Raw genomic sequence first — 22,338 nt, forward strand, 5'->3', positions numbered from 1 at the left:
TTACTTCTGCAAACCGTCATAAAGCGACAGATCAAAAAGCTGATCCAGATCCACCGGCTGTTTCAGTGTGCCCAGACCGGCCTGAAAATCATGCATAACCTTGGTGCCCTTGACGATCCGGTTGGGGTCGGCGACGAAGCTGTCCTTCGACCGTTCCAGCGCGGCGGTCACGACCGAAGCTTTCATGCGGCCACCACCGACATATTTGCCCACCATCGGCGCGGCCGCGTCGGGATGCTCGCGCAGCAACCTGGTTGCCTTCAAATGGGCCGCAAGCAGCGCCGAGACTGCGGCCCGATGATCCTTGATCACCCCCTCACGCACGGCAAGAACCGCACCCGGCTGATGGGGGAACATGTCCGGGCCCGAGGCCACAACTTTGGCATCCGCGCGACGATCCAGCACCAGACTGACCACCGGCTCCAGCAGGGCAGCGCCATCCACCGCGCCGGTCAACAGGGCCTGCTGCGCCTGTGCGGCACCCTGATAGATGACCTCCACCTGATCGGGGTCGGCTTGTAGCTGTTTGCGCAGCCAGTATTGCAGCACGGTCTGGGGTACAGAGCCCACGGGGAAAGTGCTGATAACCGCCTTGCGCCCCTTGTCCTTGGCAAAACGCGCGAAGGCGGTCGCGGGATCGCTTTCGAAATAGGGGGCGAGGTCGCCAAGGGCGATCATCGAGATCTGTTCGACAATATCAGAGCCCACGACCTTGATATCGGCGCCCTTCGCACGCGCCACCATCGCCGGCCCGATGCCGAGATAGGCCACGTCCAACTGACCGGCCAGCAACGCCTGAACCATCGCCGGACCGTTCTGGAACTGCACCAGCTCCGGCGTGATCCCCGCATCCTTCATCCAGCCCTCTTCCAGAGTGACGAACAGTTGCGACACCGGCAGGATCGGCATGTAGCCGATTTCGAGTTTCACATTTTCCTGCGCCGATGCGCCCGAGGACAGGCCCAAACCCAACGCGACAGCCAGTAGAACGGATTTCACGAACGCCATCGAATCTTCCTTTTTTCACGGGCCGTCAGCGGCCCTTCGGGCGCATGTCGTCCACTTGCCCCGACAAGATCAACCGGGGTGCAGCGGGAAAAGGAAAGCGTTCTGACATCGCCCGCGCGGATCAATAACCGTTCCGCGACAGGCGTTTTTGTTGGAACATCAGACAGGGGTCACAAGGCCGGCTACTGCTTTAGCGCCGGGTTGAGATGGGGTTTGTGGTCATGCTGTTCATGGGCAGGGCGCCCGTCGATATAGCTTCCGACCGGCAACTGGTAGCCGCCACAGATCAGCGCATCATGTTCGGCCTTCATCCAGTCAAAGAGTTGCTGTTTGAGACGGCTTTCGATCTCGGCCATGTCAGGGTCTCCCGCGCGGTTGTTGCGCTCTTGCGGGTCGGTTTCCAGATCGTAAAGCTCGGCGATGTCATGCGGGCTCCATGCGTATTTGTAGCGCGCATCCCGAATGCCGCGGAATTTGAACTGGCGCCCCTGATAGGCGTCGTAGCAATAGGTGATGTGGTCCTGATCTGTCCGGTCATAGGCGCGTGCGGCCTCGTCTTCGCTGAGAATTGCCGCACCTTCGGTGGCACTGACGAGCGTCGGGAACAGGTCGCGGAAACTGACAAACCCTTCAGAGTCACAGCCCGACGACTGGCCCGGAGACCGGATCAGCATCGGGATGCGCATCACCTCGTCATAAAAGAACGGCCCCTTGTCGAACCAGCCATGCGCGCCCAGCATCTCGCCATGATCGGCGGTAAAGGCGAACACGGAATTGTCGTCCAGTCCCAGATCGTGCACGCGCCGGCGGAACTGGCCAAAGAGGTCGTCGATGAACGAGCAGAAGCCCCAGTAATGCTGCGCGGTCCGTCGCCAGTCGTCCTGCGTAAGGGCGCGCGTATCCTGACAGGGCCAGTAGGGCGCACCCTGCGCCTCGGGTTTGCCCTGCTCGGTGAACTGCGGCAGATAGTTGTCGGGCATGTAATCTTCGGGCAGATCCTTATAAAGATCGACCCAGTCCTTGGGGACGTGATGGGGAAAATGCGGCCCCGGCAAAGAGACGATCAGACAGAAGGGCTTGTCCGATTTCGACAGGCTTTCCAGACGCTCCATGCCGATGTGGACGCGCTTTTCATCCAGATGTTCGCCTTCGGTGATCGTGCCGTAAAACGGCGTTTTGCGCGGCGGAGCAAAGGTCAGATCGTCAGCCGTCATCAGCGGTTCGTCGCCGCCATCCGATAGCGGCGCATCCTGAATGCCGCGCTCGTGCAACGTGCCCGCGCCCAGATGCCATTTGCCGACGAAAGACACGTTGTAACCCGCGTCCTGAAGTCGTTCCATATAGGTGCGGTGGCTCGGGTGCAGCTTGCCGTGCGGGTAAAAGGACGACCCCTGCACATTATCCATCGTTCCGTTTTGATGCGGCCATTTCCCCGTGAACAGCGAGCCGCGGGCGGGGGTGCACAGCGGCACCGATGTAAAAGCGTTCACATGGTTGGTGGATTCTTTCCGGAAGGCTTGCAGATTTGGAAGCTTTGCGGGATGCCCGGGCTGGTTGATCGTGTCCCAACGCCATTGGTCGGTGATGAACAGGATCAGGTTCTTGGCTGTCATTTTCATTCCTCTTCGCAATCAGGGCACTGACGAACTTTGTGAAGAGCGTTTGCGCGGGCGCGGCTCCATCGGGACGGGTCTTGCGCAACCCTGTCCAGCTCTGTCGTGGGCGTTTCAAGGGGCGCAATCCGGGCCGTCTTGGTGGTCTTCACCTTCATGTGCCCGTACATCGTGTGCGATTTTGAAGCCGGATGCAATAATAATACATTCTTTTATCAAAATAGCACATCAAGTTGACTTCGGAGCGGGCTGCGTGCTGTGATCTGGTCAACAGGATGAAAAGGTAGGTAGTGAAAGATGGCGCCCACACGGATCGAAACCCCGCTGAATGTACACCATGCCGGATCGTTTGGCGCGCTTTGTGGGGAAAGCCCGGTCTGGGATCACCGCGAGAACCTGTTGCGATGGGTCGATATTACCGCGCATCAGGTCAACGCGTTTGACCCGGCCACGGGCGACTCGCACAGCCTGACACTGGACGAGCTTGTCAGTGCGGTCCTTCTGGAAAAGGCTGGCTCTTTGCTGGTCGCGACCGTGTCGGGCCTGCAGCGGCTGGATTGGAAAAGCGGCGCAATCGAATTCGTCCACAACCCCGAGCCCGGGATCGCAGGCAACCGTCTTAACGATTGCAAGGCGGACCCTGCGGGCACCCTGTTTGCAGGCACCATGAACGAGGGGGCAAAACAAAGCTCGGGGGCGCTTTACCGGTATGGGGCGCAGGGCGTCAGTCGCATCGTGAGCGGGCTGACGGTCAGCAACGGCCTGGCATGGAGCCCGGACGGGGCCCGCTTTTATCTTGTAGATAGCCCGTTGGGGCGGATCTACAGCTTTGACTATAACGCCGAAACAGGTGTGCTCTCGGATCAGAGGGTCTTTAAGGAGTATGGCGCGGGAGCTGGCAAGCCCGACGGGATTTGCACGGATTGTGAGGGCAATCTCTGGGTTGCGTTCTGGGGCGGTGCGCGGATCGAGTGTCTTCGTGTGGACGGCGCGCTACTGCATTCTGTACCGATGCCCGTAAGCCAGGTGACCAGCCTGTGTTTCGGGGGGGCGGATATGAAAACACTTTTCGTCACATCCGCCCGGATCGGTGTAAAGCAGCCCGGACTTGACGGCGACATCTTTGCGTTGACGCCGCCGGTCGGAGGACTGTTGGCGACAGAGGTGCGCCTTGCCGGCGTGGCCTAGTCCAGACGCAAGCACAGGCTCCAATGCGCCGTTTGACCCGGGGCAAGCCAGTTGGCGCGTCCCTGCGCGAGTGCCTCGTCAAGCTTGCTGAAAGGGTGCGTTGTGGGCTCGATGGCCACTTGATACAGCGGGTTATCAGCGGGCCATGCCCCGTAGCAATACCAAAGCCCGGCATAGGGCAAATCGCGCCCGCGCCAACAAAACCGGAGCGTCCCTTCCGGGCCGGTCAAAGCGACTTCCGCGCGGTTTGGCGTTGTGTCCAGCACCTTGGCAAATAGTTTCTCGACCTGCGGCGCGCCGTGGGGACCTGCGGGTCCGGGCACGACTGTTTGCGCGTCGCGGTCGCGCCACTCCGAAAGGCCGGTCGCGGTAAAGGTCTCGCCGATACGGGGGGTGAGCAGGCAATGCTGGCTCCAGAGCCAGGGCAGAGGGGCAGGGTGGTGGCTTTGCAGGCTGTAGCGGACAAACAGGGTATTCCCAAGCAGCCGGAAAGCCCGCCGGAAGGTGAATTTTGATGTGCTAAACTGCGCGACCAGTCCGTTTGCGTTGCGCGTGACCGTCCAGGGGCGCGCCCACAAAAGCCCGTGGTCGCGCAAATCGCCACCCCACTCCTCGCTACAAGAGGTGCCGACGGTCGGAAAGCACTCGTCCCAGCCCGAGGCCGCGTCCAGAAACGAGGCATCATCCGAAGCGTCCCCTTCGCCATCCCCCTGCACGATCCAGTCCCGGCCGGTTCTCTTGTCGATCAAGGATGTAACGCGCGCCCCGCTTCCGGGTGTCACGCGCAAGAAGACAAGATCGGTTTCCAAATCCATCGGCGGTATGTCCTATCTGTGATTCATCTAATCATATTATGATTGCGCAAAGCGCGATTTCAAGTTAGCTCTTTGCAAGAGACACCTTTGCGCCCCGAGGCGCGCAGGTGGTGTAATTTCCTCGAGTTGGGAGGCGGAAAATGGCCCTGAACAAGAAAATGTACATTGGCGGAGCGCTTGTTGACGGGCAAGCCGTGCTGGATGTCACCAATCCGGCAACCGAGGAAGTTGTCGGCACGGTTGCAGCCGCCGGGTTTGACGATGTTGAAAAGGCGTTGCAGGCCGCAAATGCTGCTGCAAAAAGCTGGGCGGCGACACCTGTCGCGGAGCGTCAGGCCTGGATGTTGAAGCTGCGCGATGCGGTGATCGAGAACGAAGACTACCTGCGCGACTGCATCCATCAGGAAATGGCTAAGCCGTGGGGCGGAACGCAAGAAGATTTCGATCTGCTCGAACGCGCCCTGAAATTCTATGCCGAGGAAATCCAGCGCGTCAGCGATGAAACGCTGCGTGACCGTGAAGGAACGCATGACCATCGCATCGTTTACGAATCTGTGGGTGTCTCGGTTGCCTATCTCGCTTGGAACTTCCCGCTGTTGAATCTGGCTTACAAGATTGCGCCAGCGATGGCGGCGGGCTCTCCGATCATTCTGCGGCCGTCCGCGGCCACCCCGATTTCTGCTTATGCGGTTGGTGAACTGTGCCACAAGATCGGCCTTCCCGCCGGTGTCGTAAATATCCTGACGACCGATGGATACGCGCCCTCGGATGCGTTGGCGGCTTCGACGATACCGGGATTGATTACGCTGATCGGCTCGACCAATACCGGTAAACACCTGATGAAGGTGGGCGCTACATCGATCAAGAAATACTCGATGGAGCTTGGTGGAAATGCTCCGGTTCTGGTGTTCAACGATGCCGATCTGGACCTTGCCGCTGATATTGTGACCACCGTCAAGTTCAACAATGCCGGGCAGATTTGCGTGACGCCGAACCGCGTTTTCGTCGAGCGCGGTGTCTATGATGCCTTCATGGAAAAGGTGTTGACGCGCACCAAGGCGGTGAAGGTCGGGTTTGATCGCGATGCCGATCTTCTGACAGGTCCGATGATCGACGCGCGCGCCTGGGCGCGTGTCAAAGGGCTGATTGACGATGCGGTCGCCAAAGGGGCCGTTTTGCGCGCTGGCGGAGATCGCCCTGAAGGGTTGGAAAAGGGGCATTTCCTTGCGCCGACCGTTCTGGATGGCGTGACGCCAGAGATGGAGATCTATCAAAACGAGATCTTTGGGCCGGTTGTCAGCCTGATCCCCTTTGACGATCGCGACACGATTCTCGATCGCGCGAACGAGGGCGATGAGGGCGGTCTGTCGTCTTATATCTTTACTGCGGATCTTGCGTTGGCCGAACGCCTCGCCAAGGGGCTGCGGTATGGCGAAATCCAGATCAACGGCGTGAAATACGACATTTACCTGCCACATGGCGGCATCGGTCAATCCGGCATCGGCCATGACTGCTCCCGGCTTGCGCTGAACGACTACCTCGTCGTCAAACGCATCTCGCGCGGCCTGAATTGAGAGGATTGATCCCGATGAAAATTGTAAAGATCACAAGTCACGTTTTGCAATGCGACATGCCCGAAGAGCTTGGCTATTCGCAGCAATATTATGCCAAGCGCACCGCACATCTTGTCGAGATCGAAACCGACGAGGGCATCACCGGCTGGGGCGAATGCTTTGGCCCGGGCAATGTCGCGATTGCAAACAAGACAATCGTCGAGAAGGTGATCCAGCCGATGATCCTTGGGATGGACCCGATGGATCGCGATGTCATCTGGCACAAGGTCTATAACCTGCTGCGCGATCACGGGCAAAAGGGGATGCCGCTGCAATCCATGTCCGGGGTTGATATTGCATTGTGGGATATCGCGGGCAAAGTGACGGGCCAGCCGATCCACAAGCTGATCGGTGGCGCGCATCGTACGCAGGTTGCGGCTTACGGCTACGGGATGATGCTCAAACGGGAAAGCGTGGACGATCATGTTGCGCGTTTCGTCGATGAGGCGGCCGCGATCCGCGATATGGGATTTGCGGCGACGAAGATGAAGGTCGGGCTTGGGCCGCGCGACGATGTCAAGCTGATCGACGCCGTGCGGCGCGGGGTCGGCGATGATTTCGACTTCATGGCCGACGCCAACCACGCCTATAATACGCATGACGCCTTTTATGTCGGCCGTGCCATGGAAGAAGCCGGCGCTTTCTGGTTCGAAGAGCCGGTCGCGCCCGAAGATCTTGACGGCTACAAAGAGCTGCGCGCCGGTCTGAAGGTGAATATCTCGGGCGGGGAAGCCGAATTCAACCGCTGGGGCTGGCGCCAGATCCTTGAAAACCGCGGCCTTGATATTGCCCAACCTGAAGTCTGCGCGCTTGGCGGGATTACCGAATACCTGCGGGTGCTGGCGCTGTGTCACGCGCATTTCACGCCGGTGATCAACCACGTCTGGGGCTCGGCGATTGCTGTGGCGACAAACCTGCAATTGCTTGCCGCGATGCCGCCCTTGCCCGGTGGCTTGTTCCCGCGCGAGCCGTGGCTGGAATTCGACACCACCGAAAACCGGTTCCGCGACAATCTTCTGGCCGAGCCGCTGGATATTCAGGGGCAGGTTGCGCGCAACGGCTATGTCGAAATCCCGACTGCGCCCGGCATCGGCGTCGAACCCGATCGCGCGTTTATCGCGCAATACGAACTCGATCTGTAGCACCGGCAAAACCAATGCTGTGAAAGATTTGCCGCCGTCACAGGGTCGGGGCGGCGTTTCACAGGAACAGGAGTACATGCATGATTGACTTTATCGCTGTCGATTGGGGCACGTCCAGTTTCCGCCTTTGGGCGATGGAGGCAACGGGGCAGGTGGTTGCGGCGCGCTCCAGCAAAGAGGGCATGTCGACGCTTCAACGTCCCGATTTCGCTCCTGCACTGGAAAAGCATCTCGAGTGCCTTTCGGTCTCGAAGGATATCCCGATTGTCATCTGCGGAATGGCCGGCGCGGCATCGGGATGGCAGGAAGCGCAGTATATCCCTACGCCGACGCGGCTGTGTGACATTCCTGCCCATGCGATCAAGGTTTCGGGCACAGAGCGGGATGTGCGAATCCTGCCGGGCGGGGCACAGTGTGATGCGGCGCGACCCGATGTGATGCGCGGCGAGGAAACGATCCTGCTGGGGGCGGCGCTGGAGTCCGGCGGCGACGGGCTTTTCTGCTTGCCCGGCACCCATTCGAAATGGGCAAGGGTCGTGAATGGCGAGCTTGTCAGCTTTTCAACCGCGATGACGGGCGAGCTGTTCGCGCGCCTCGCGCAAGGCTCTACCTTGTCGCAATTCGTCGATTCCTCGATCTTTGACGAAGATGTTTTTGTGCAGTCGGTGCGCGATGCCGCCAATTCTCCGGCCTCTTTCACCCATGCCTTGTTCGGGATGCGTGCGGGTCCGTTGCTGAATGTACTGGCGCCGGAAACGATTGCGTCGCGCTTGTCGGGCCTGCTGATCGGACTGGAACTGGCAGGGGTCCGGGCAGATGAAACCGGCCCGGTTTCACTTGTGTCCAGCGGTCCGCTGTCGCGAAACTATCAACTCGCCCTTAAAGAGCTGGGCTTGGATTTCCAGGTTCTGGATGCAGATGAACTTGTGCGCAAAGGGCTGACCTTTGCAGCGCAGAAACTTTGGCCGATGCCCGTTTATCACTGATGCCCGTCTATCACGAAGGAATACTCTATGACCGGACCCGAAATCTGGAACGACATAAACGTCAAGCTGATCGCGATCCTGCGCGGCATCAAACCGGAAGAAACCGACGAGATCGTTACCGGCCTGCTGGATGCCGGGTTCCGGGCTATCGAAATCCCGTTGAACTCGCCCGATCCGTTCACCTCAATTGCGCGCGCGGTCGAGATCGCCAAGAACTACGGTCCCTGCCTGATTGGTGCGGGCACCGTCCTGCGCAGCGAGGATGTTGCGCAGATCGATAGCATTGGCGGCAATCTGATTGTCTCGCCCAACATTGACACCGAAGTTGTCGATGCGAGTGTTGCGCGAAAGATGGCCAGCTTCCCGGGTCTCTTTACCGCCACTGAGGCGCATCTTGCGATCAAACATGGCGCAACCGGCCTGAAATTCTTTCCGGCAGGGCAACTCGGGCCGGACGGTATCAAGGGAATCCGCGCCACGCTGCCGGACACCACGCAGGTCTGTGCCGTCGGAGGCGTCGGCCCGTCTGGCTTTGCGCAATATATGGCTGCTGGCGTGGTCGGGTTCGGTTTGGGATCGAACCTTTATAAAGCCGGTGATGACGCCGCAACCGTCATCGAACGCGGCGTCGAATGCGTTGCAAAATACCGCGCGCTCCTCGAACCGACCACATAATATCGCACCGGCGCGACCGGCCCCCCGCAGGGCCGGTTCCCGCTTTCGCTGAATATTACGCACGCGGCAAATCGCCGGAGCAAAACGCCAGTGCTAACCGGCCGTTCCGGCGGATTTCAGGGTGGCGATAAAACGCGCCGTGCGCTCTTGTGTCGGGGCGTCAAACAGCGCACGGGCGGGGCCGGTCTCTACGACTTGGCCGCCGTCAAGAACAATCACCGTCTCGGCGATCTGCGAGGCCAGCCGCAGATCATGCGTCGCCATCACCATCGTTGTGCCCTCACGCGCGAGTTGGGCCAGCACGTCCACGACTTCCGCCGCCAGTTCGGGATCAAGCGCCGATGTGGGCTCGTCGCATAAAAGAACGCGCGGCGATGGGGCGAGGGCGCGCGCAATCGCGATGCGTTGTTGCTGTCCACCCGACAGCGTCGCGGGCCAGGCATCCGCCTTATGGGCCATGCCCACTTTCTCCAATAATGCCATCGCACGAGACCGCGCCTTTTCGGCCGGCCAGTTCAGAACAGTCACCAGCCCCTCCATCACATTTTCAAGGGCGGTCCGATGCGGAAAGAGCTGAAAATTCTGAAAGACCATGCCGGTCTGCTGCCGGATCAGCTGTATTTGCGGGCGCGTCAGACGGCGCCCCTCAGAGAAGGTCACTTGCGCCTCTCCGATCTTGAGCGTCCCGCTTGACGGCATTTCCAGCAGGTTGATGCAGCGCAAAAGCGTGCTTTTTCCACCCCCGGACGGCCCGATGAGCGCCGTCACCGAGCCTTCTTGCAACTTGAGCGAGATGTCGGACAGGACGGTATTTGTACCAAATGCCTTCGTGATGCCTGATAGTTCGATCATGTGCGCCCCTCCAGAAAACCGCCATACTGGCCCAGCCGCTTTTCCAGCCGTCCTTGCAACGCAGACAGCACCGAGCACAGCGCGAGATAGATCAGCGCCGCCTCGACATACAGGACCAGCGGCTCATAGGTCGTCGCGACAATGCGTTGCGCCGCCTGAAACAGCTCGGGCACGGTGATGGCGGCGGCCAGCGAGGTGTCTTTGACAAGCGAGATGAAGCTGTTGGACAATGGCGGCACCGCGACGCGGGCGGCTTGGGGCATGATTGTGCGCTTCATCGTCTGACGCCAGTTCATGCCGATCGAATAGGAGGCTTCCCATTGCCCCTTGGGCACCGATGAAATCACCGCGCGTAAGATTTCGGAGGTATAGGCCCCGACATTCAAGGTGAAACCGATCATTCCCGCGACAAAAGCATCAAGGGTGATGCCCAGACTTGGCAGGCCGTAAAAGATCAGGAAAAGCTGCACCAGCAGCGGCGTGCCCCGGATGACCCAGACGTAGAACCGCACGATCCAGACCAGGGGACGCGGCCCGAACAAACGGATCACCGCACACAGCAGCCCCAACGCAAGGCCTAAGGTGAAGGTGATGAGAGTAAGCGGGATTGTGTAGGTCAGCGTCGCGCGCAAAAGCGGCGCGAGCGAACTCCACATCAATGGCAACCAATCGGACATGCCCGATCCTTTCCCGTGCGGGGCAGGGGGGCGATGCCCCCCGATGCCTCTGTTACTTTGAGACGTCTTCGCCGAAATATGCTTGCGAAATCTTGAGATAGGTTCCGTCGGCCTTCATCGCGTCCAGCGCCTCATTGATCGCGGCCAGAAGTTCGGGTTGGTTCTTGGCGATGAGGACGCCGGAATAATCCGCATTCGGCAGCGTTGCGACCAGCTTCACAGGGGCGTCCGGCTTGTGCTTTTTGAAATCGAGATACGACAGGCTGTCATTCACGGTCGCATCCGCGCGATGCTGCAAAACCAGTGCGATCGACTGCGCAAACCCGTCCGTGCCGGTCAGCGTGGCACCATTGCGCGTGGCGATCGCTCCGTAATTGCTTGAGAGGGACTGGGCCGCAGTCTTGCCTTCGAGATCGGAGAAATCCTTGATGGCAGTATCGTCGCTGCGCACGATCAGCGCAGCCTTTGAGGCAATGTAGGGCTGCGAGAAGTCGTATTTCTTTTTGCGCGCCGGCGTGATGCCAACCTCGTTGATCACCGCGTCATAGCGATCGGCATCGATCCCCGCGATCAGGCCGTCCCAGCGACCTTCGAGAAACGCGACCTTAACGCCCAATCTCGCCCCGATGGCACGCGCGATTGCGACATCAAAACCGGTGAGCTTGCCGGATGCGTCGTGATAGGTGAAGGGCGGGTAGGTGCCTTCGGTCCCGACGCGAAACACCCCGGTTTTCTGGATCTCGGCCAGCGTTGCTGCCTGGGTGGTGGTTGCGGAAACGACGGCAAGCGTTGCGATGGCAATGAGCGTGCGAACAGGGGTCATCGGAGATACCTTTGTGATGCATGAAAGCGCCGGTCCCGAAATACGACAGCGCAGGGGTGGTAGTTAGGGATCGTGTTTGACAAAGTCGATGACACGCTTAGCGAATTGATAACATTCGACATTTATTCGTTTTGCTCCGCCAGGATTGGAACGGAAATCACCGAACATGGCGCCCGAAGGGATGCCGTTCCACTGACATAGCGACCGCCGCGGCGTCGCTGCACAGGTCGACGGCTTTGGCTGCCCGAGCGCAGCAAACCCGCGCATCTGTCACGTAGGTTTCACATCCCTGTCAACTGTGTGTTGCAACTTGCATCGATGGTCCGCTCCAGAACAATTCCAGGAGCTTCACATGTTCAAATCCGCATCCTTCGCCGCGTTGGCGTTGACGTTCACAGCCTCGGCTGCGCTGGCACAAACCGACATCACCTGGTGGCACGGTATGGGCGGGCGCAATGGCGAAGTCATCAACGAGATTTCGCAGAAATTCAACGAAAGCCAGCAGGCCTGCCATCTGACGCCGGTCTCGAAGGGCACCTATGAAGAGGCGCTGGCCTCGGGGATTGCGGCGTTCCGTTCGGGTGAACAGCCCAATATCTTGCAAGTGTTTGACGCAGGTGCGGCCACGATCATCAATGCCAAGGGCGCGACGATCCCGGCAGAAGACCTGATCAATGGCGCTGGTGAGACGTTCAATCGCGATGACTTCATTAATGGCGTGCGCCATTTTTATGCTGACAGCTCGGGCAAGTTCATCGGGATGCCGTTCAACTCTTCGGCGCCGATCATGTATATCAACACCGAAGCCTTCAAAAAGGCCGGGGTCGAGCCGCCCAAGACCTGGGAAGATTTCGAAAAAGTCGCGCCCAAGCTGAAGGCGGCGGGCTATCTGCCGCTGACCGCTTCGCAGCTGACCTGGATGATGGTCGAGAATTTCAAATCGCGCAACAACCAGCAATTTGCGACCAATAACAACGGTTATGACGCGATCCAAGACACCAAGCTGATCGTCAATGACGACGCTCAGGTGATGATGTTCGACAAGCTTAAGGAATGGGCCGACGAAGGATATTACGGATTTTACGGCGCGGGCTGGGGGGACAACCTCAAGCCGTTCGAAGAGGGTAAGTCGGCGATGTGGATCGGCTCTTCTGGCAGCTTCGGGGGCTTGCAGAAATCGGCCACAATGGCGTTTTCGGCCGATTTCATGCCCTATTGGGCCTCGCTTGGCGAGGGCAAGCAAAGCTTTATCGGCGGCGCTGCTCTGTTCGCGATGGCGGGCAAGCCCGACGATCAGAACAAATGCACTGCGCAGTTCTTTTCGTTCCTGACCTCGCCGGAAATTCAGGTCTACTGGCATGAAAACACCGGTTATGTGCCGGTCACCACGGCGGCTTATGAACTTGCCAAAAGCCAAGGTTATTATGAGAAAAACCCGGTGGCCGAGATTGGCATCAAGCAGCTGATGTTGCCGGGCGGCGCGTGGACCAAGGGCTATCGTCTTGGCTTTTACCCGCAGATCCGCAGCGTGATGGAGCGCGAGTTCAACAAGATCTTCTCGGGCGAGGAAACCCCGAAAGCGGCCTTCGATACGATCGAGAGCGAAGGTAATCAGCTGCTCGCACGGTTTGCCAAAACGTCCAGCTGACACCGTCCTGTGGACGCAGTCTTCCGGCTCCGGATCATCGCATCCGGGGCCGGCCCTCTTTCCCGGCGCGTGCTGCGCCAAGCAAGACAGGTTTCAGCCGTGACTCACACCCCGCTCCCGATTACCGAGAGCCCGCTATCTTTTGCTTCCCGTCTTGCGCGCTGGTGGCGCGGAGGCGATGCGCAACCGGCCAAGCGCGTGCAATTTGACCGCCCTCTGACGCCTTGGGTGTTCTTGCTGCCCCAACTGGCGGTGGTCGTGATCTTTTTCTACTGGCCCTCAGTGCAGGCGGTGACCTCGTCCTTCTATATCGAAGACCCCTTCGGCTTTGGTTCGACCTTTGTGGGGCTTGAGAATTACACCGAAGTGCTAAGCAATAATGAATACCGATCTACTGCGGGATTTACGCTGTTTTTTGGCATTGTGGTGACGGCGCTGTCACTTGGTTTCGGCCTGCTGCTTGCTGTCAAGGCCGACAAGGTGATCCGCGGTGCGAGTGCTTATAAAACCGTGCTTATCTCGGTCTATGCAATCGCGCCGCCGGTGGCTGCGCTGATTGGCATGATGCTGTTTGATATGCATATCGGGCCGTTCACCGAACTTGCCGCACTGTTTGGCTATGATCTCAAGGTTGGCGTGAACTACCGTGATACGGTCTTTGCGCTGATCACAATCGCGGTCTGGAAACAGATCCCCTACAATTTCATCTTCTTCCTGTCAGGGCTGCAATCGGTCCCTGTCAGCGTGCGCGAGGCCGCCCTGATCGACGCCCGCTCGGGCTGGCGGCGTTTTGTCGATGTGACCTTGCCGTTGCTGGCGCCGACCGCGTTTTTCCTGCTGATTATCAACGTCACCTACGCGCTGTTTGACACCTTCGGCATCATTGATGTGATCGTGAAGGACAAGCCCGCCAACAACCCGATCACGCTGGTCTACAAGGTCTATCTGGACGGGTTCAAAGGCAATGACATAGGCAGCTCATCTGCGCAGTCGGTAATTTTGATGGTGCTCGTGACGGTGCTGACAGTGGTGCAGTTCCGCTATCTCGAACGCCGCGTTCATTACGGGTGAAGCCATGCAAAAGATAAATCCTCTCGACCACCTGATCCTTATACTCGGCGCGCTTTTCTTGATCGCGCCGGTGGTGCTTGCGGTCATGTCCTCGACCCATTCCGCAATTGCTATCCACACGGGCGGCTTGTTTCTGCTGCCCGGATCGGACGGGTATGAGACCTATCACAAGGTGCTCACCGCAAAGGGCGGCTTTACCGGCAATGTGACCGGCGCGCGGATGTTGATGAACTCGATGATCATGGGCGTGGGCTTTGCCGTGGGCAAGATCGTGCTGTCGATGATGGCGGCTTATGCGCTGGTCTATTTCCGTTTCAGGCTGGCGACGCTGTTCTTCTGGATCATCTTCACGACACTTCTGCTGCCGCTCGAAGTGCGCATCATGCCGTCCTATCAGGTGATGAGCAAACTGCACCTTCTCAACACCTATACCGGCCTGATCGTGCCGCTTCTGGCCTCGGCCACCGGCACGTTCTACTTCCGCCAGTTCTTCAAATCCGTGCCCGATGAGCTGCTAGAGGCCGCACGGATCGACGCGGCAGGGCCGTTCAAATTCTTCATCGACATTCTGGTGCCGCTTTCGCGCACGATGATCGCCGCGATTTTCATCATCATGTTCGTCTATGGCTGGAACCAGTATCTCTGGCCGATCCTGATGACGACGGATGAAAGCTTTTTCACCCTGATGCGCGGGATCAAGGCGATCCTGCAAGTCTGGGTCGGCAGTCAGATCCCCGATTACAACGAAGCCTTTGCCCTTGCGGTGTTGGCGATGATTCCGCCGGTGCTGGTGGTGGTCATCTTCCAGCGCATGTTCATCAAGGGCCTGACGGAAAGCGACAAATAATGGCACAGATTACCCTAAAAGGCGTGGGCAAGACCTATGCGGGCGGCGTCCAGGCGGTCAGCGATGTGAACCTTGACGTGATCGATCGCGAGTTCGTGGTGCTCGTTGGCCCGTCGGGCTGTGGCAAGTCCACATTGCTGCGTATGGTGGCCGGGCTCGAAGAGATATCGCAAGGCGAGATCGCGATTGGCCCGCGGGTCGTCAACCGGCTTGAGCCCGCCGAACGCGACATCGCGATGGTGTTTCAGAACTACGCGCTGTATCCGCATATGAGCGTGCGCGAGAACATGGCCTACGGGCTGAAAAATCGTAAAACGCCCAAGTCCGAGATCGAGGCCCGCGTCGCGCAAGCCGCTCGGATGCTGGAGCTAGGCCCCTATCTGGATCGCAAGCCGCGCGCACTCTCGGGCGGGCAGCGCCAGCGCGTCGCGATGGGGCGCGCCATCGTGCGCCAGCCTGCGGCGTTTTTGTTTGATGAACCGCTGTCCAACCTTGATGCCAAGCTGCGCGTGTCGATGCGTGGCGAGATCCGCAAATTGCAGCGCCGTCTGGGGACGACCTCGCTTTATGTGACCCATGACCAGCTTGAAGCGATGACACTGGCCGACCGTCTTGTTGTGCTTAATGGCGGGCAGATCGAGCAGGTGGGCTCGCCGCTCGAGGTGTATCATGCGCCAGCCTCGACCTTTGTTGCGGCTTTCATCGGCGCGCCCGCGATGAACCTGCTCGATGCCTATATCGAGGGCGGACGTGTAAAGCTTGAGGGGCATGATATGGGGCTGGTCGCATTGCCTGACGGGCCGATCACCCTTGGCATTCGTGCCGAAGACCTAAGCATCGGCACGCAGGGGCTGCCCGTCACCCTTGATTATGTCGAAGAGCTTGGTGCAAATCGCATCGTGCATTGCTTTGCGGGCGGGCAACGTCTGGCACTCATACAGCCGCCCGAAGCGCCCTTGTCCGAGCATATGACACTGCGCGCGCGCCCGCAGGCGCTGCATCTGTTTGATACCACGCGGGGCGCGCGGCTTGTCGCACCCGCGACCCGGATTCCGGAGCCCGTCGCATGATCAGGACCACGACAAAATCCTTACCGCGCGTGCAATGGCCCGATCTGGACGGTGTGGCGCGCGATGCGCAAACGCATGACCGGCTTTGCGCCGGGATTGACGCGCTGCATCAGATCGAACTGGGCGGCACGGCACCGACAGTTCCGCTTGATTTCCCGATACGGGTCGCGGCCTGGAACCTTGAGCGGTGTCTGGATCCGCAGGCCTCGGCCAAGGCGTTGCGCGGGCGAGATCTTGTGCTGCTGTCCGAGATGGATTGCGGCATGGCGCGCACCGGACAGGCCCATGGCACGGCCGAGATCGCGCGTGATCTGGGCATGGCTTATGCCTATGGGATCGAATTTCTCGAACTGGGGCTTGGCTCTGCGATCGAGCGCGCCTTTTGCCTTGATGACGCCAATGCGCGCGGGTTTCATGGCAATGCCGTTCTGGCAGGCGGGCCGCTGGAACAGGTCTTCGCGCTGCGGTTGCCCGGCCATCGCCAATGGTTCACCGATCCCGAGCAGCCCCGTCTGGGCGAGCGCCTCGCGATTGGCGCGCAGGTCGCAACCCGTTCAGGGCCGGTACTGGCGATTTCGACCCATCTGGAAAGTGCCTGCCAAGCCGACCATCGCGCCCGCCAGATGGCCGGATTGATTGCGGAGATCGACGCCAGCTTTCCCGGTCTGCCGGTGCTGATCGGGGGCGATCTGAACACGGGCAATCACGCGGGTGGCGATTGGCGCGCCGAGGGATTGTTTGCGCAGGCGCGTGCGGCAGGTTTCACCGTCCACGGCGGTCCCGAAGACATGCCGACCACGCGCGCCTCGCGTCTCACCCGCTTCCCCGAGCGCGCGATGAAGCTGGACTGGTTCCTGTCGCGCGGACTGGATATGGGCGAGACCCGTATCGCTCCCGCGGTGGATGACACCGGCGCGCCGCTTTCGGATCACGAACGGATCGAGGTCGAGATTCTGGGACTGTCAGCCGCGCCGCAATAGCGTCTGGGCCATGTCAGGCCGAGCCCGTGTCAAAGCCGTATCCGCGCGCGGTTTATCCCGCTCCGGACTGGTCCTGCGGCGTGAATTTTCGATGTCGCCTCACATTCCGTCTGCGCATATGGCGACATGCTGATACCCGTCATTGGCAAGCTGGCGCGCCGCACGCCAGGCCCGCAAACCGCTTGAGCAAAGAAAGACGATGCGCTGATCGGGGGGATGCCGGATGTCGACAACGGGCAGGGTATGTGCGGTGCGCAGATCAATCACCCGATCGTGAGGCCCGATCGCGCATTGCGCCACGATTTCGGGGAAAGGGTTTTCAGGTTCGGGCGCGTCCTCAAAGCGAAACTGCGAAAACCTCCATGTCGTGAAATCGAGCGTCACGATTTGGCCCAAAGGGGAGGGCTGGAGGTTTAGCAGTACGGAAAGCGCCATTTGCGCCTGAATCGCACCTAAGGTAGCGACCGCCGGTCCCATTACCCCCGCTGTCGCGCAGGTCGCGGCATGTGATGGCGGATCGGGGAAAACGGCGCGCAAGCTTGGCGAGGAACCGCAAAAGCCCCCTGCATGGCCTTGACGCCCTAAAACAGACGCGCTCAGAAACGGCTTGCCCATAGCGCGGCAAAGGTCTGAAAGCGCGTAACTGGTTGCGAAATTATCCGCCGCATCAATCACCAGATCGGCCCCGGCAATCTCGGCCCGTGCATTGGCCGGATCAAGTCGCGCCACAACCGGACGGATCTGACATTCGCCATTGAGCGCGCGCAGATGTCTTGTTGCGGCCGGGGCTTTGGGCTGGCCCAGATCGTCCATTCGAAACAGGGTTTGGCGATGCAGGTTATGCTCTTCTACATGATCGCCATCATAAAGGGTAATGCACCCGATACCGGCGCCGGCCAGCAGAGGCAGCACTGTCGCGCCAAGGCCACCGGCTCCGGCCACCAGAACCTTCGCGGCGGCAAGCCGGTCCTGCCCTGTCGCGCCAATCTCGGGCAGACAAATCTGGCGTGCATACCGGCTCATCGCCACGACTCCGTTGCTGTTATCCACTCGTTACAGCGTTTCTCGGGCAAGAGCGCCTGCTGGATATCGGTGACGACAGCGGCACTATCGGCGCCCGCTGCGAACAGATCGGGCAGACGTGCGGGCGTGATTCCTCCGATCCCGACCAAAGGCACATCGCCCACCGCCTTTTTCCAGGCACGCACCCTTTCCAGCCCCTGCGGCCCCCATTTCATCTTCTTCAAAAGGGTCGGCCAGACCGGTCCCAAAGCGACATAGGCGGGGTCGAGAGAGAGGGCGCGTTCACGTTCTGCCGCGTCATGGGTGGATAGCCCGTAGCGCAGTCCCGCCCGGCGCAGGGCGCTGAAATCGGTGGTGTCCATGTCTTCCTGTCCCAGATGGACGAAGCCGCAGTTCAGGTCCAGCGCCAACCGCCAGTGATCGTTGATTACCAAGCGGGTGCGATGGACGGCGCAGATGTCGCGCGCACGCGCAATCTGGCGGCGGCATTCGGGTTCGGGCAGATCCTTGAGACGCAGCTGTACCAGACGCACCCCATGGGGAACCAACAGTTCAAGCTGCGAGACATGCCCGACGATCAGATAAAAAGGATCAAGCTGCATCAGGCCAACTCCGCCATGCCGAAAATCGGGGTTGAGGCTTGGGCCATGTCGCGTTGCGGCATCAGACCCGAGGATCGCGCGAGACGTCCCGCCTCGACCGCCTGCGCGAAGGCGCGCGCCATCCCGACCGGATCGGTGGCTTTGGCCACGGCGGTGTTAAGCAGAACGGCGTCGAACCCAAGCTCCATCGCCTGCGTGGCCTGGCTGGGCGCTCCGATCCCGGCGTCGATGACCAGTGGCACGTCCGGGAAATGCGCCCGCATCGCGCGCAGCCCCTCGAGATTGCGCAACCCTTGCCCCGAGCCGATCGGAGCGCCCCAAGGCATCAGAACCTGACAGCCCGCCTCGATCAGTTTTTCCCCGACGATCAGATTTTCGGTCGTGTAGGGAAAGACCGAAAACCCCTCGGCACACAGAATGCGCGCGGCCTCGATCAGCGCAAACGGATCGGGCTGCAACGTGTCGGCATGGCCGATCACCTCGAGCTTGATCCAGTCGGTGCCAAATAGCTCGCGGGCCATTCGGGCTGTGGTCACGGCTTCGCGTGCCGTATGGCAGCCTGCGGTGTTGGGCAGAATACGACAGCCGCTCCTTTTTATAATCTCGCGAAACGCTGCACCGCCTGTGCCCTCGCGGCGCAGCGAGAGGGTGATCACCTCGGCCCCCGAGGCGGCAATCGCCTCGCGCAACAGGGCGGGCGAGGGATATTGCGCGGTGCCAAGCATGAGACGCGTCTTCAGTTCCACTCCGTAAAACATCTTTTACCCCCCTTGCATCGGCGACAGAATTTCGACTTTTGCGCCGGGACACAGCGCGGCGTTTTCGCGCGCGCCGCGCGGCACGAATTGTCCATTCAGGGCGGTGGCGACGCAGTCTGCTTCGATCTCTCGCTCGGCGATCAGGGCGGCAAGAGTTTGCGCGCCGGTGTTTACGGTCGCGCCATTCAGTTCAATGCGCATGAGTGGGGTCCCTTTCGAATTGGGCGGCAAGTTGCACGGCCAGCACCGGGGCCATCAGGAAGCCGTGGCGATAGAGGCCGTTCAGGTGGATCCGGTCGTCCTGCAAGGCGACGGTGGGCAGATTGTCGGGATAGGCGGGGCGCAGGCCGGCGCCTGTCATCACGATCTGCGCTTCGGCAAAGCCCGGATGTAATGTCCATGCCGCAGATAACAGCTCCATCGCGGCGCGCACTGTCACAGGGCCTGTCCGGTCACTTTCAACCATCGTTGCGCCGATCATGTATCGCCCGTCGGCACGGGGCACGATGTAGCAGGGAAAGCGCGGATGCAGCAGGCGGACCGGACGGCTAAGCGCGATATCGGGGGCCAGCACCTCCAGCATTTCGCCGCGCACCGCGCGCAGGGCAGGGCGCCTGTCACGGGCTGCAAGCCCCCTGCAATCAACGATCCGCCCCGAGGGCGCGCCGGAATGTAACGCCACCCCCCGTTCGAGTAGACCTGTGCGCAGCTCGTCCATGGCCTGAACCGGATCCATATGCGCCTCGCCGGGATAGAACAGCCCGCGTGCAAATCGCCCCGTCAATTCAGGTTCCAACGTCACCGGATCCACCCAGTCATGGGCGCGCGTGGCCCGGGCGAACCGGTCAAGCTCGGCGCGGTCACGCGGAGCCGCCAGCACCAGCGTGCCGCGCTGTGCAAAGCTGCTGGCATGACGTTGCCACCATCCGATCGAGGCTTGCCCGGCGATCACGACCTCTTCCGGCGCGGCCTCCCCCTCACAAAAGGGCGCAAGCATCCCGCCCGCAAAACGCGAGGCGGGTTCGGGTGCATCCTTAGGGAGGATCACTTCGAGTTTGTGCCCGCGCTCGGCCAGTTCGGTGGCGGCGCAAAGCCCCGCCACCCCGGCCCCCAGAACCGAGATCATGACGCAGGCTCGGTTGGAACGTATAACGCGCCGCCTTCGCGGAATTTTTCGGCCATACGCTCCATGCCTTCGCGCTTTTCCGCTTCGGCCCGGATGTCGTGGCTGATCCGCATCGAGCAGAACTTCGGCCCGCACATAGAGCAGAAATGCGCGACCTTATGCGCCTCGGCAGGCATGGTTTCGTCATGCATTTCGCGCGCTGTATCGGGATCAAGGCCAAGGTTGAACTGGTCCTGCCAGCGAAATTCGAACCGCGCGCGTGACAGCGCATCGTCGCGCCGCTGTGCGCCGGGATGCCCTTTGGCCAGATCAGCGGCATGCGCGGCAAGCTTGTAGGTGATCACGCCGGTTTTCACATCGTCACGGTCGGGCAGCCCGAGATGTTCCTTGGGTGTGACGTAGCAAAGCATCGCCGTGCCGAACCAGCCGATCATCGCCGCCCCGATGGCCGAGGTGATGTGGTCATAGCCCGGCGCGATATCGGTGGTCAGCGGGCCGAGCGTGTAAAAAGGTGCCTCGTGGCAATGCTTGAGTTGCTCTTGCATATTGGCCTTGATCTTGTGCATCGGCACATGGCCGGGGCCTTCGATCATAACCTGACACTCTTTGGCCCAGGCGATCTTGGTAAGTTCGCCCAACGTGCGCAGTTCGGCAAATTGCGCCTCGTCATTGGCATCCGCGATCGAACCGGGACGTAACCCGTCCCCCAAACTGAAGCTGACATCGTAGCGACGGCAGATGTCGCAGATGTCTTCGAAATGCTCGTAAAGAAAGCTCTCACGGTGGTGGTGCAGGCACCATTTTGCCATAATCGAGCCGCCGCGCGACACGATGCCAGTCACCCGCTTTGCCGTCATCGGAACCATGTGAAGGCGTATGCCTGCGTGAATGGTGAAATAATCGACGCCTTGCTCGGCCTGTTCGACCAGCGTGTCGCGGAAAACCTCCCACGTCAGATCCTCGGCAATGCCACCTACCTTTTCGAGGGCCTGATACAGCGGCACTGTCCCGATCGGCACGGGCGCGTTGCGGATGATCCAGTCGCGGATGTTGTGGATGTTGCGCCCGGTCGAGAGGTCCATGACCGTATCCGCCCCCCAGCGGATCGCCCACACCATCTTTTCGACTTCCTGCTCCATGCTGGAGGTCACAGCGGAATTGCCGATATTGGCGTTGATCTTCACCTTGAAATTGCGCCCGATAATCATTGGCTCCAACTCGCGGTGGTTGATATTTGCCGGGATGATGGCACGTCCCTCGGCAATCTCGCGGCGCACGAATTCCGGCGTTACCAGATCCGGCAGTTCGGCCCCCATCGGCTCGCCGTCTCGCACTGGCGCTGCAAGGCGCCCCTCGTTTTCGCGGATCGCGACAAATTCCATTTCCGGCGTAATGATCCCTGCGCGCGCATAGGCCAGCTGTGTCACGGACCGCTCACCCGTTGCACGCAAGGCCACATGGGGGGCAGGAAACGGGGCAACCAACCGCTCCCCTTTGGCAAACCCGTTATCGGCATCGGTGACGCAACGGCCTTTGTATTCTTCGACGTCACCGCGTGCGGCGAGCCAGCCGCCACGGCTTTCCGGAAGCCCCTTGGAGATGTCGATCCGGGTTGCCGGGTCGCTATAGGGCCCCGAGCTGTCATAGATCGTCAGTGGCGCTTCGTTCGAGATCGCGATCTCGCGCATCGGGACGCGAATGTCATGGCTTTCACCTGTGACATAGATCTTGCTTGCGGCGGGCAGCGCGCCGGTGGTGATCGTCGGGATTGTGTCTTTCATCTCGGTCTCCTCTTGCGATGAGACCCGTCTGAAACTCGGC

22 protein-coding genes are annotated in these 22,338 nt (G+C 60.3%); 10 read left to right on the plus strand and 12 right to left on the minus strand.

Annotated elements, in window-relative coordinates; all coding sequences use genetic code 11:
- The gene (locus tag DT23_RS17780) at nucleotides 1–1,008 is read right to left on the minus strand and encodes an ABC transporter substrate-binding protein (protein ID WP_051697419.1); all 1,008 of its coding nucleotides are present in this window, start codon (nucleotides 1,006–1,008) and stop codon (nucleotides 1–3) included.
- A 182-nt stretch (nucleotides 1,009–1,190) separates the two neighbouring features.
- Complete coding sequence (locus DT23_RS17785) at nucleotides 1,191–2,621, minus strand: sulfatase-like hydrolase/transferase (protein WP_162177270.1); 1,431 nt, start codon at nucleotides 2,619–2,621, stop codon at nucleotides 1,191–1,193.
- A 297-nt stretch (nucleotides 2,622–2,918) separates the two neighbouring features.
- Here DT23_RS17785 and DT23_RS17790 point away from each other — a divergent pair, with 297 nt between their 5' ends.
- Complete coding sequence (locus DT23_RS17790) at nucleotides 2,919–3,809, plus strand: SMP-30/gluconolactonase/LRE family protein (protein ID WP_051697420.1); 891 nt, start codon at nucleotides 2,919–2,921, stop codon at nucleotides 3,807–3,809.
- Here DT23_RS17790 and DT23_RS17795 read toward each other — a convergent pair.
- Entirely contained in the window at nucleotides 3,806–4,624 is an 819-nt protein-coding gene (locus tag DT23_RS17795; RefSeq protein ID WP_038133532.1) for an aldose epimerase family protein, read from the minus strand. The genes DT23_RS17790 and DT23_RS17795 overlap by 4 nt on opposite strands.
- A gap of 140 nt (nucleotides 4,625–4,764) precedes the next feature.
- Between DT23_RS17795 and DT23_RS17800 the strand changes: the two genes are divergently transcribed.
- The 4 genes from DT23_RS17800 (at nucleotide 4,765) to DT23_RS17815 (ending at nucleotide 9,040) form a co-directional block, all read left to right on the plus strand.
- Nucleotides 4,765–6,198 carry an aldehyde dehydrogenase family protein gene (locus DT23_RS17800; protein ID WP_038133534.1) on the plus strand — a complete coding sequence of 478 codons (1,434 nt, stop codon included), beginning with the start codon at nucleotides 4,765–4,767 and terminating at the stop codon, nucleotides 6,196–6,198.
- A 14-nt stretch (nucleotides 6,199–6,212) separates the two neighbouring features.
- The gene (locus tag DT23_RS17805) at nucleotides 6,213–7,379 is read left to right on the plus strand and encodes a mandelate racemase/muconate lactonizing enzyme family protein (protein ID WP_038133536.1); all 1,167 of its coding nucleotides are present in this window, start codon (nucleotides 6,213–6,215) and stop codon (nucleotides 7,377–7,379) included.
- A gap of 80 nt (nucleotides 7,380–7,459) precedes the next feature.
- Nucleotides 7,460–8,365: a 2-dehydro-3-deoxygalactonokinase gene (locus tag DT23_RS17810; protein WP_038133537.1), complete on the plus strand. Its 906-nt coding sequence runs from the start codon at nucleotides 7,460–7,462 to the stop codon at nucleotides 8,363–8,365.
- Nucleotides 8,366–8,392: 27 nt separating this feature from the next.
- On the plus strand, nucleotides 8,393–9,040 hold the full coding sequence (locus tag DT23_RS17815; protein WP_038133538.1) for a 2-dehydro-3-deoxy-6-phosphogalactonate aldolase: 648 nt from the start codon (nucleotides 8,393–8,395) through the stop codon (nucleotides 9,038–9,040).
- Between the two features lie 93 nt (nucleotides 9,041–9,133).
- Here the strand turns inward: DT23_RS17815 and DT23_RS17820 are convergent, their stop codons facing one another.
- From DT23_RS17820 to DT23_RS17830, 3 genes are read right to left on the minus strand one after another with little or no spacing between them, the layout of a single operon-like run.
- Complete coding sequence (locus tag DT23_RS17820) at nucleotides 9,134–9,892, minus strand: amino acid ABC transporter ATP-binding protein (RefSeq protein WP_038133541.1); 759 nt, start codon at nucleotides 9,890–9,892, stop codon at nucleotides 9,134–9,136.
- On the minus strand, nucleotides 9,889–10,569 hold the full coding sequence (locus DT23_RS17825; RefSeq protein ID WP_038133542.1) for an amino acid ABC transporter permease: 681 nt from the start codon (nucleotides 10,567–10,569) through the stop codon (nucleotides 9,889–9,891). The genes DT23_RS17820 and DT23_RS17825 overlap by 4 nt, the downstream gene beginning before the upstream one ends.
- 52 nt (nucleotides 10,570–10,621) lie before the next feature.
- On the minus strand, nucleotides 10,622–11,392 hold the full coding sequence (locus tag DT23_RS17830; protein WP_038133544.1) for an amino acid ABC transporter substrate-binding protein: 771 nt from the start codon (nucleotides 11,390–11,392) through the stop codon (nucleotides 10,622–10,624).
- Between the two features lie 352 nt (nucleotides 11,393–11,744).
- Between DT23_RS17830 and DT23_RS17835 the strand changes: the two genes are divergently transcribed.
- The 5 genes from DT23_RS17835 (at nucleotide 11,745) to DT23_RS17855 (ending at nucleotide 17,008) form a co-directional block, all read left to right on the plus strand.
- A complete protein-coding gene (locus DT23_RS17835; protein ID WP_038133546.1) occupies nucleotides 11,745–13,040 on the plus strand; it encodes an extracellular solute-binding protein in 1,296 nt (431 codons plus the stop codon).
- Nucleotides 13,041–13,139: 99 nt separating this feature from the next.
- A complete protein-coding gene (locus DT23_RS17840; protein ID WP_081847323.1) occupies nucleotides 13,140–14,111 on the plus strand; it encodes an ABC transporter permease subunit in 972 nt (323 codons plus the stop codon).
- A 4-nt stretch (nucleotides 14,112–14,115) separates the two neighbouring features.
- Nucleotides 14,116–14,958 (plus strand): sn-glycerol-3-phosphate ABC transporter permease UgpE, encoded by an 843-nt coding sequence (gene ugpE, locus DT23_RS17845; RefSeq protein ID WP_038133548.1) that lies wholly within the window; start codon nucleotides 14,116–14,118, stop codon nucleotides 14,956–14,958.
- Nucleotides 14,958–16,028, plus strand: coding sequence for a sn-glycerol-3-phosphate ABC transporter ATP-binding protein UgpC (gene ugpC, locus DT23_RS17850; RefSeq protein ID WP_038133549.1), 1,071 nt, complete (start codon nucleotides 14,958–14,960; stop codon nucleotides 16,026–16,028). Before ugpE ends, ugpC begins: the two co-directional genes overlap by 1 nt.
- Nucleotides 16,025–17,008 (plus strand): endonuclease, encoded by a 984-nt coding sequence (locus DT23_RS17855; protein WP_051697421.1) that lies wholly within the window; start codon nucleotides 16,025–16,027, stop codon nucleotides 17,006–17,008. Before ugpC ends, DT23_RS17855 begins: the two co-directional genes overlap by 4 nt.
- Before the next feature lie 99 nt (nucleotides 17,009–17,107).
- Here DT23_RS17855 and DT23_RS17860 read toward each other — a convergent pair whose 3' ends face one another.
- From DT23_RS17860 to thiC, 6 genes are read right to left on the minus strand one after another with little or no spacing between them, the layout of a single operon-like run.
- A complete protein-coding gene (locus DT23_RS17860; protein ID WP_038133552.1) occupies nucleotides 17,108–18,031 on the minus strand; it encodes a HesA/MoeB/ThiF family protein in 924 nt (307 codons plus the stop codon).
- A complete protein-coding gene (locus tag DT23_RS17865) occupies nucleotides 18,028–18,633 on the minus strand; it encodes a thiamine phosphate synthase (RefSeq protein WP_038133553.1) in 606 nt (201 codons plus the stop codon). Before DT23_RS17865 ends, DT23_RS17860 begins: the two co-directional genes overlap by 4 nt.
- A complete protein-coding gene (locus tag DT23_RS17870; RefSeq protein ID WP_038133555.1) occupies nucleotides 18,633–19,391 on the minus strand; it encodes a thiazole synthase in 759 nt (252 codons plus the stop codon). The genes DT23_RS17865 and DT23_RS17870 overlap by 1 nt, the downstream gene beginning before the upstream one ends.
- A gap of 3 nt (nucleotides 19,392–19,394) precedes the next feature.
- Nucleotides 19,395–19,592, minus strand: coding sequence for a sulfur carrier protein ThiS (thiS, locus tag DT23_RS17875; RefSeq protein ID WP_038133556.1), 198 nt, complete (start codon nucleotides 19,590–19,592; stop codon nucleotides 19,395–19,397).
- Nucleotides 19,582–20,517 carry an FAD-dependent oxidoreductase gene (locus tag DT23_RS17880; RefSeq protein ID WP_038133557.1) on the minus strand — a complete coding sequence of 312 codons (936 nt, stop codon included), beginning with the start codon at nucleotides 20,515–20,517 and terminating at the stop codon, nucleotides 19,582–19,584. The genes thiS and DT23_RS17880 overlap by 11 nt, the downstream gene beginning before the upstream one ends.
- Entirely contained in the window at nucleotides 20,514–22,298 is a 1,785-nt protein-coding gene (gene thiC / locus DT23_RS17885) for a phosphomethylpyrimidine synthase ThiC (protein WP_038133560.1), read from the minus strand. Before thiC ends, DT23_RS17880 begins: the two co-directional genes overlap by 4 nt.
- Nucleotides 22,299–22,338 lie beyond the last annotated feature (40 nt).

Source organism: Thioclava indica (assembly GCF_000714545.1).
GTDB classification, from domain to species: Bacteria; Pseudomonadota; Alphaproteobacteria; order Rhodobacterales; family Rhodobacteraceae; genus Thioclava; species Thioclava indica.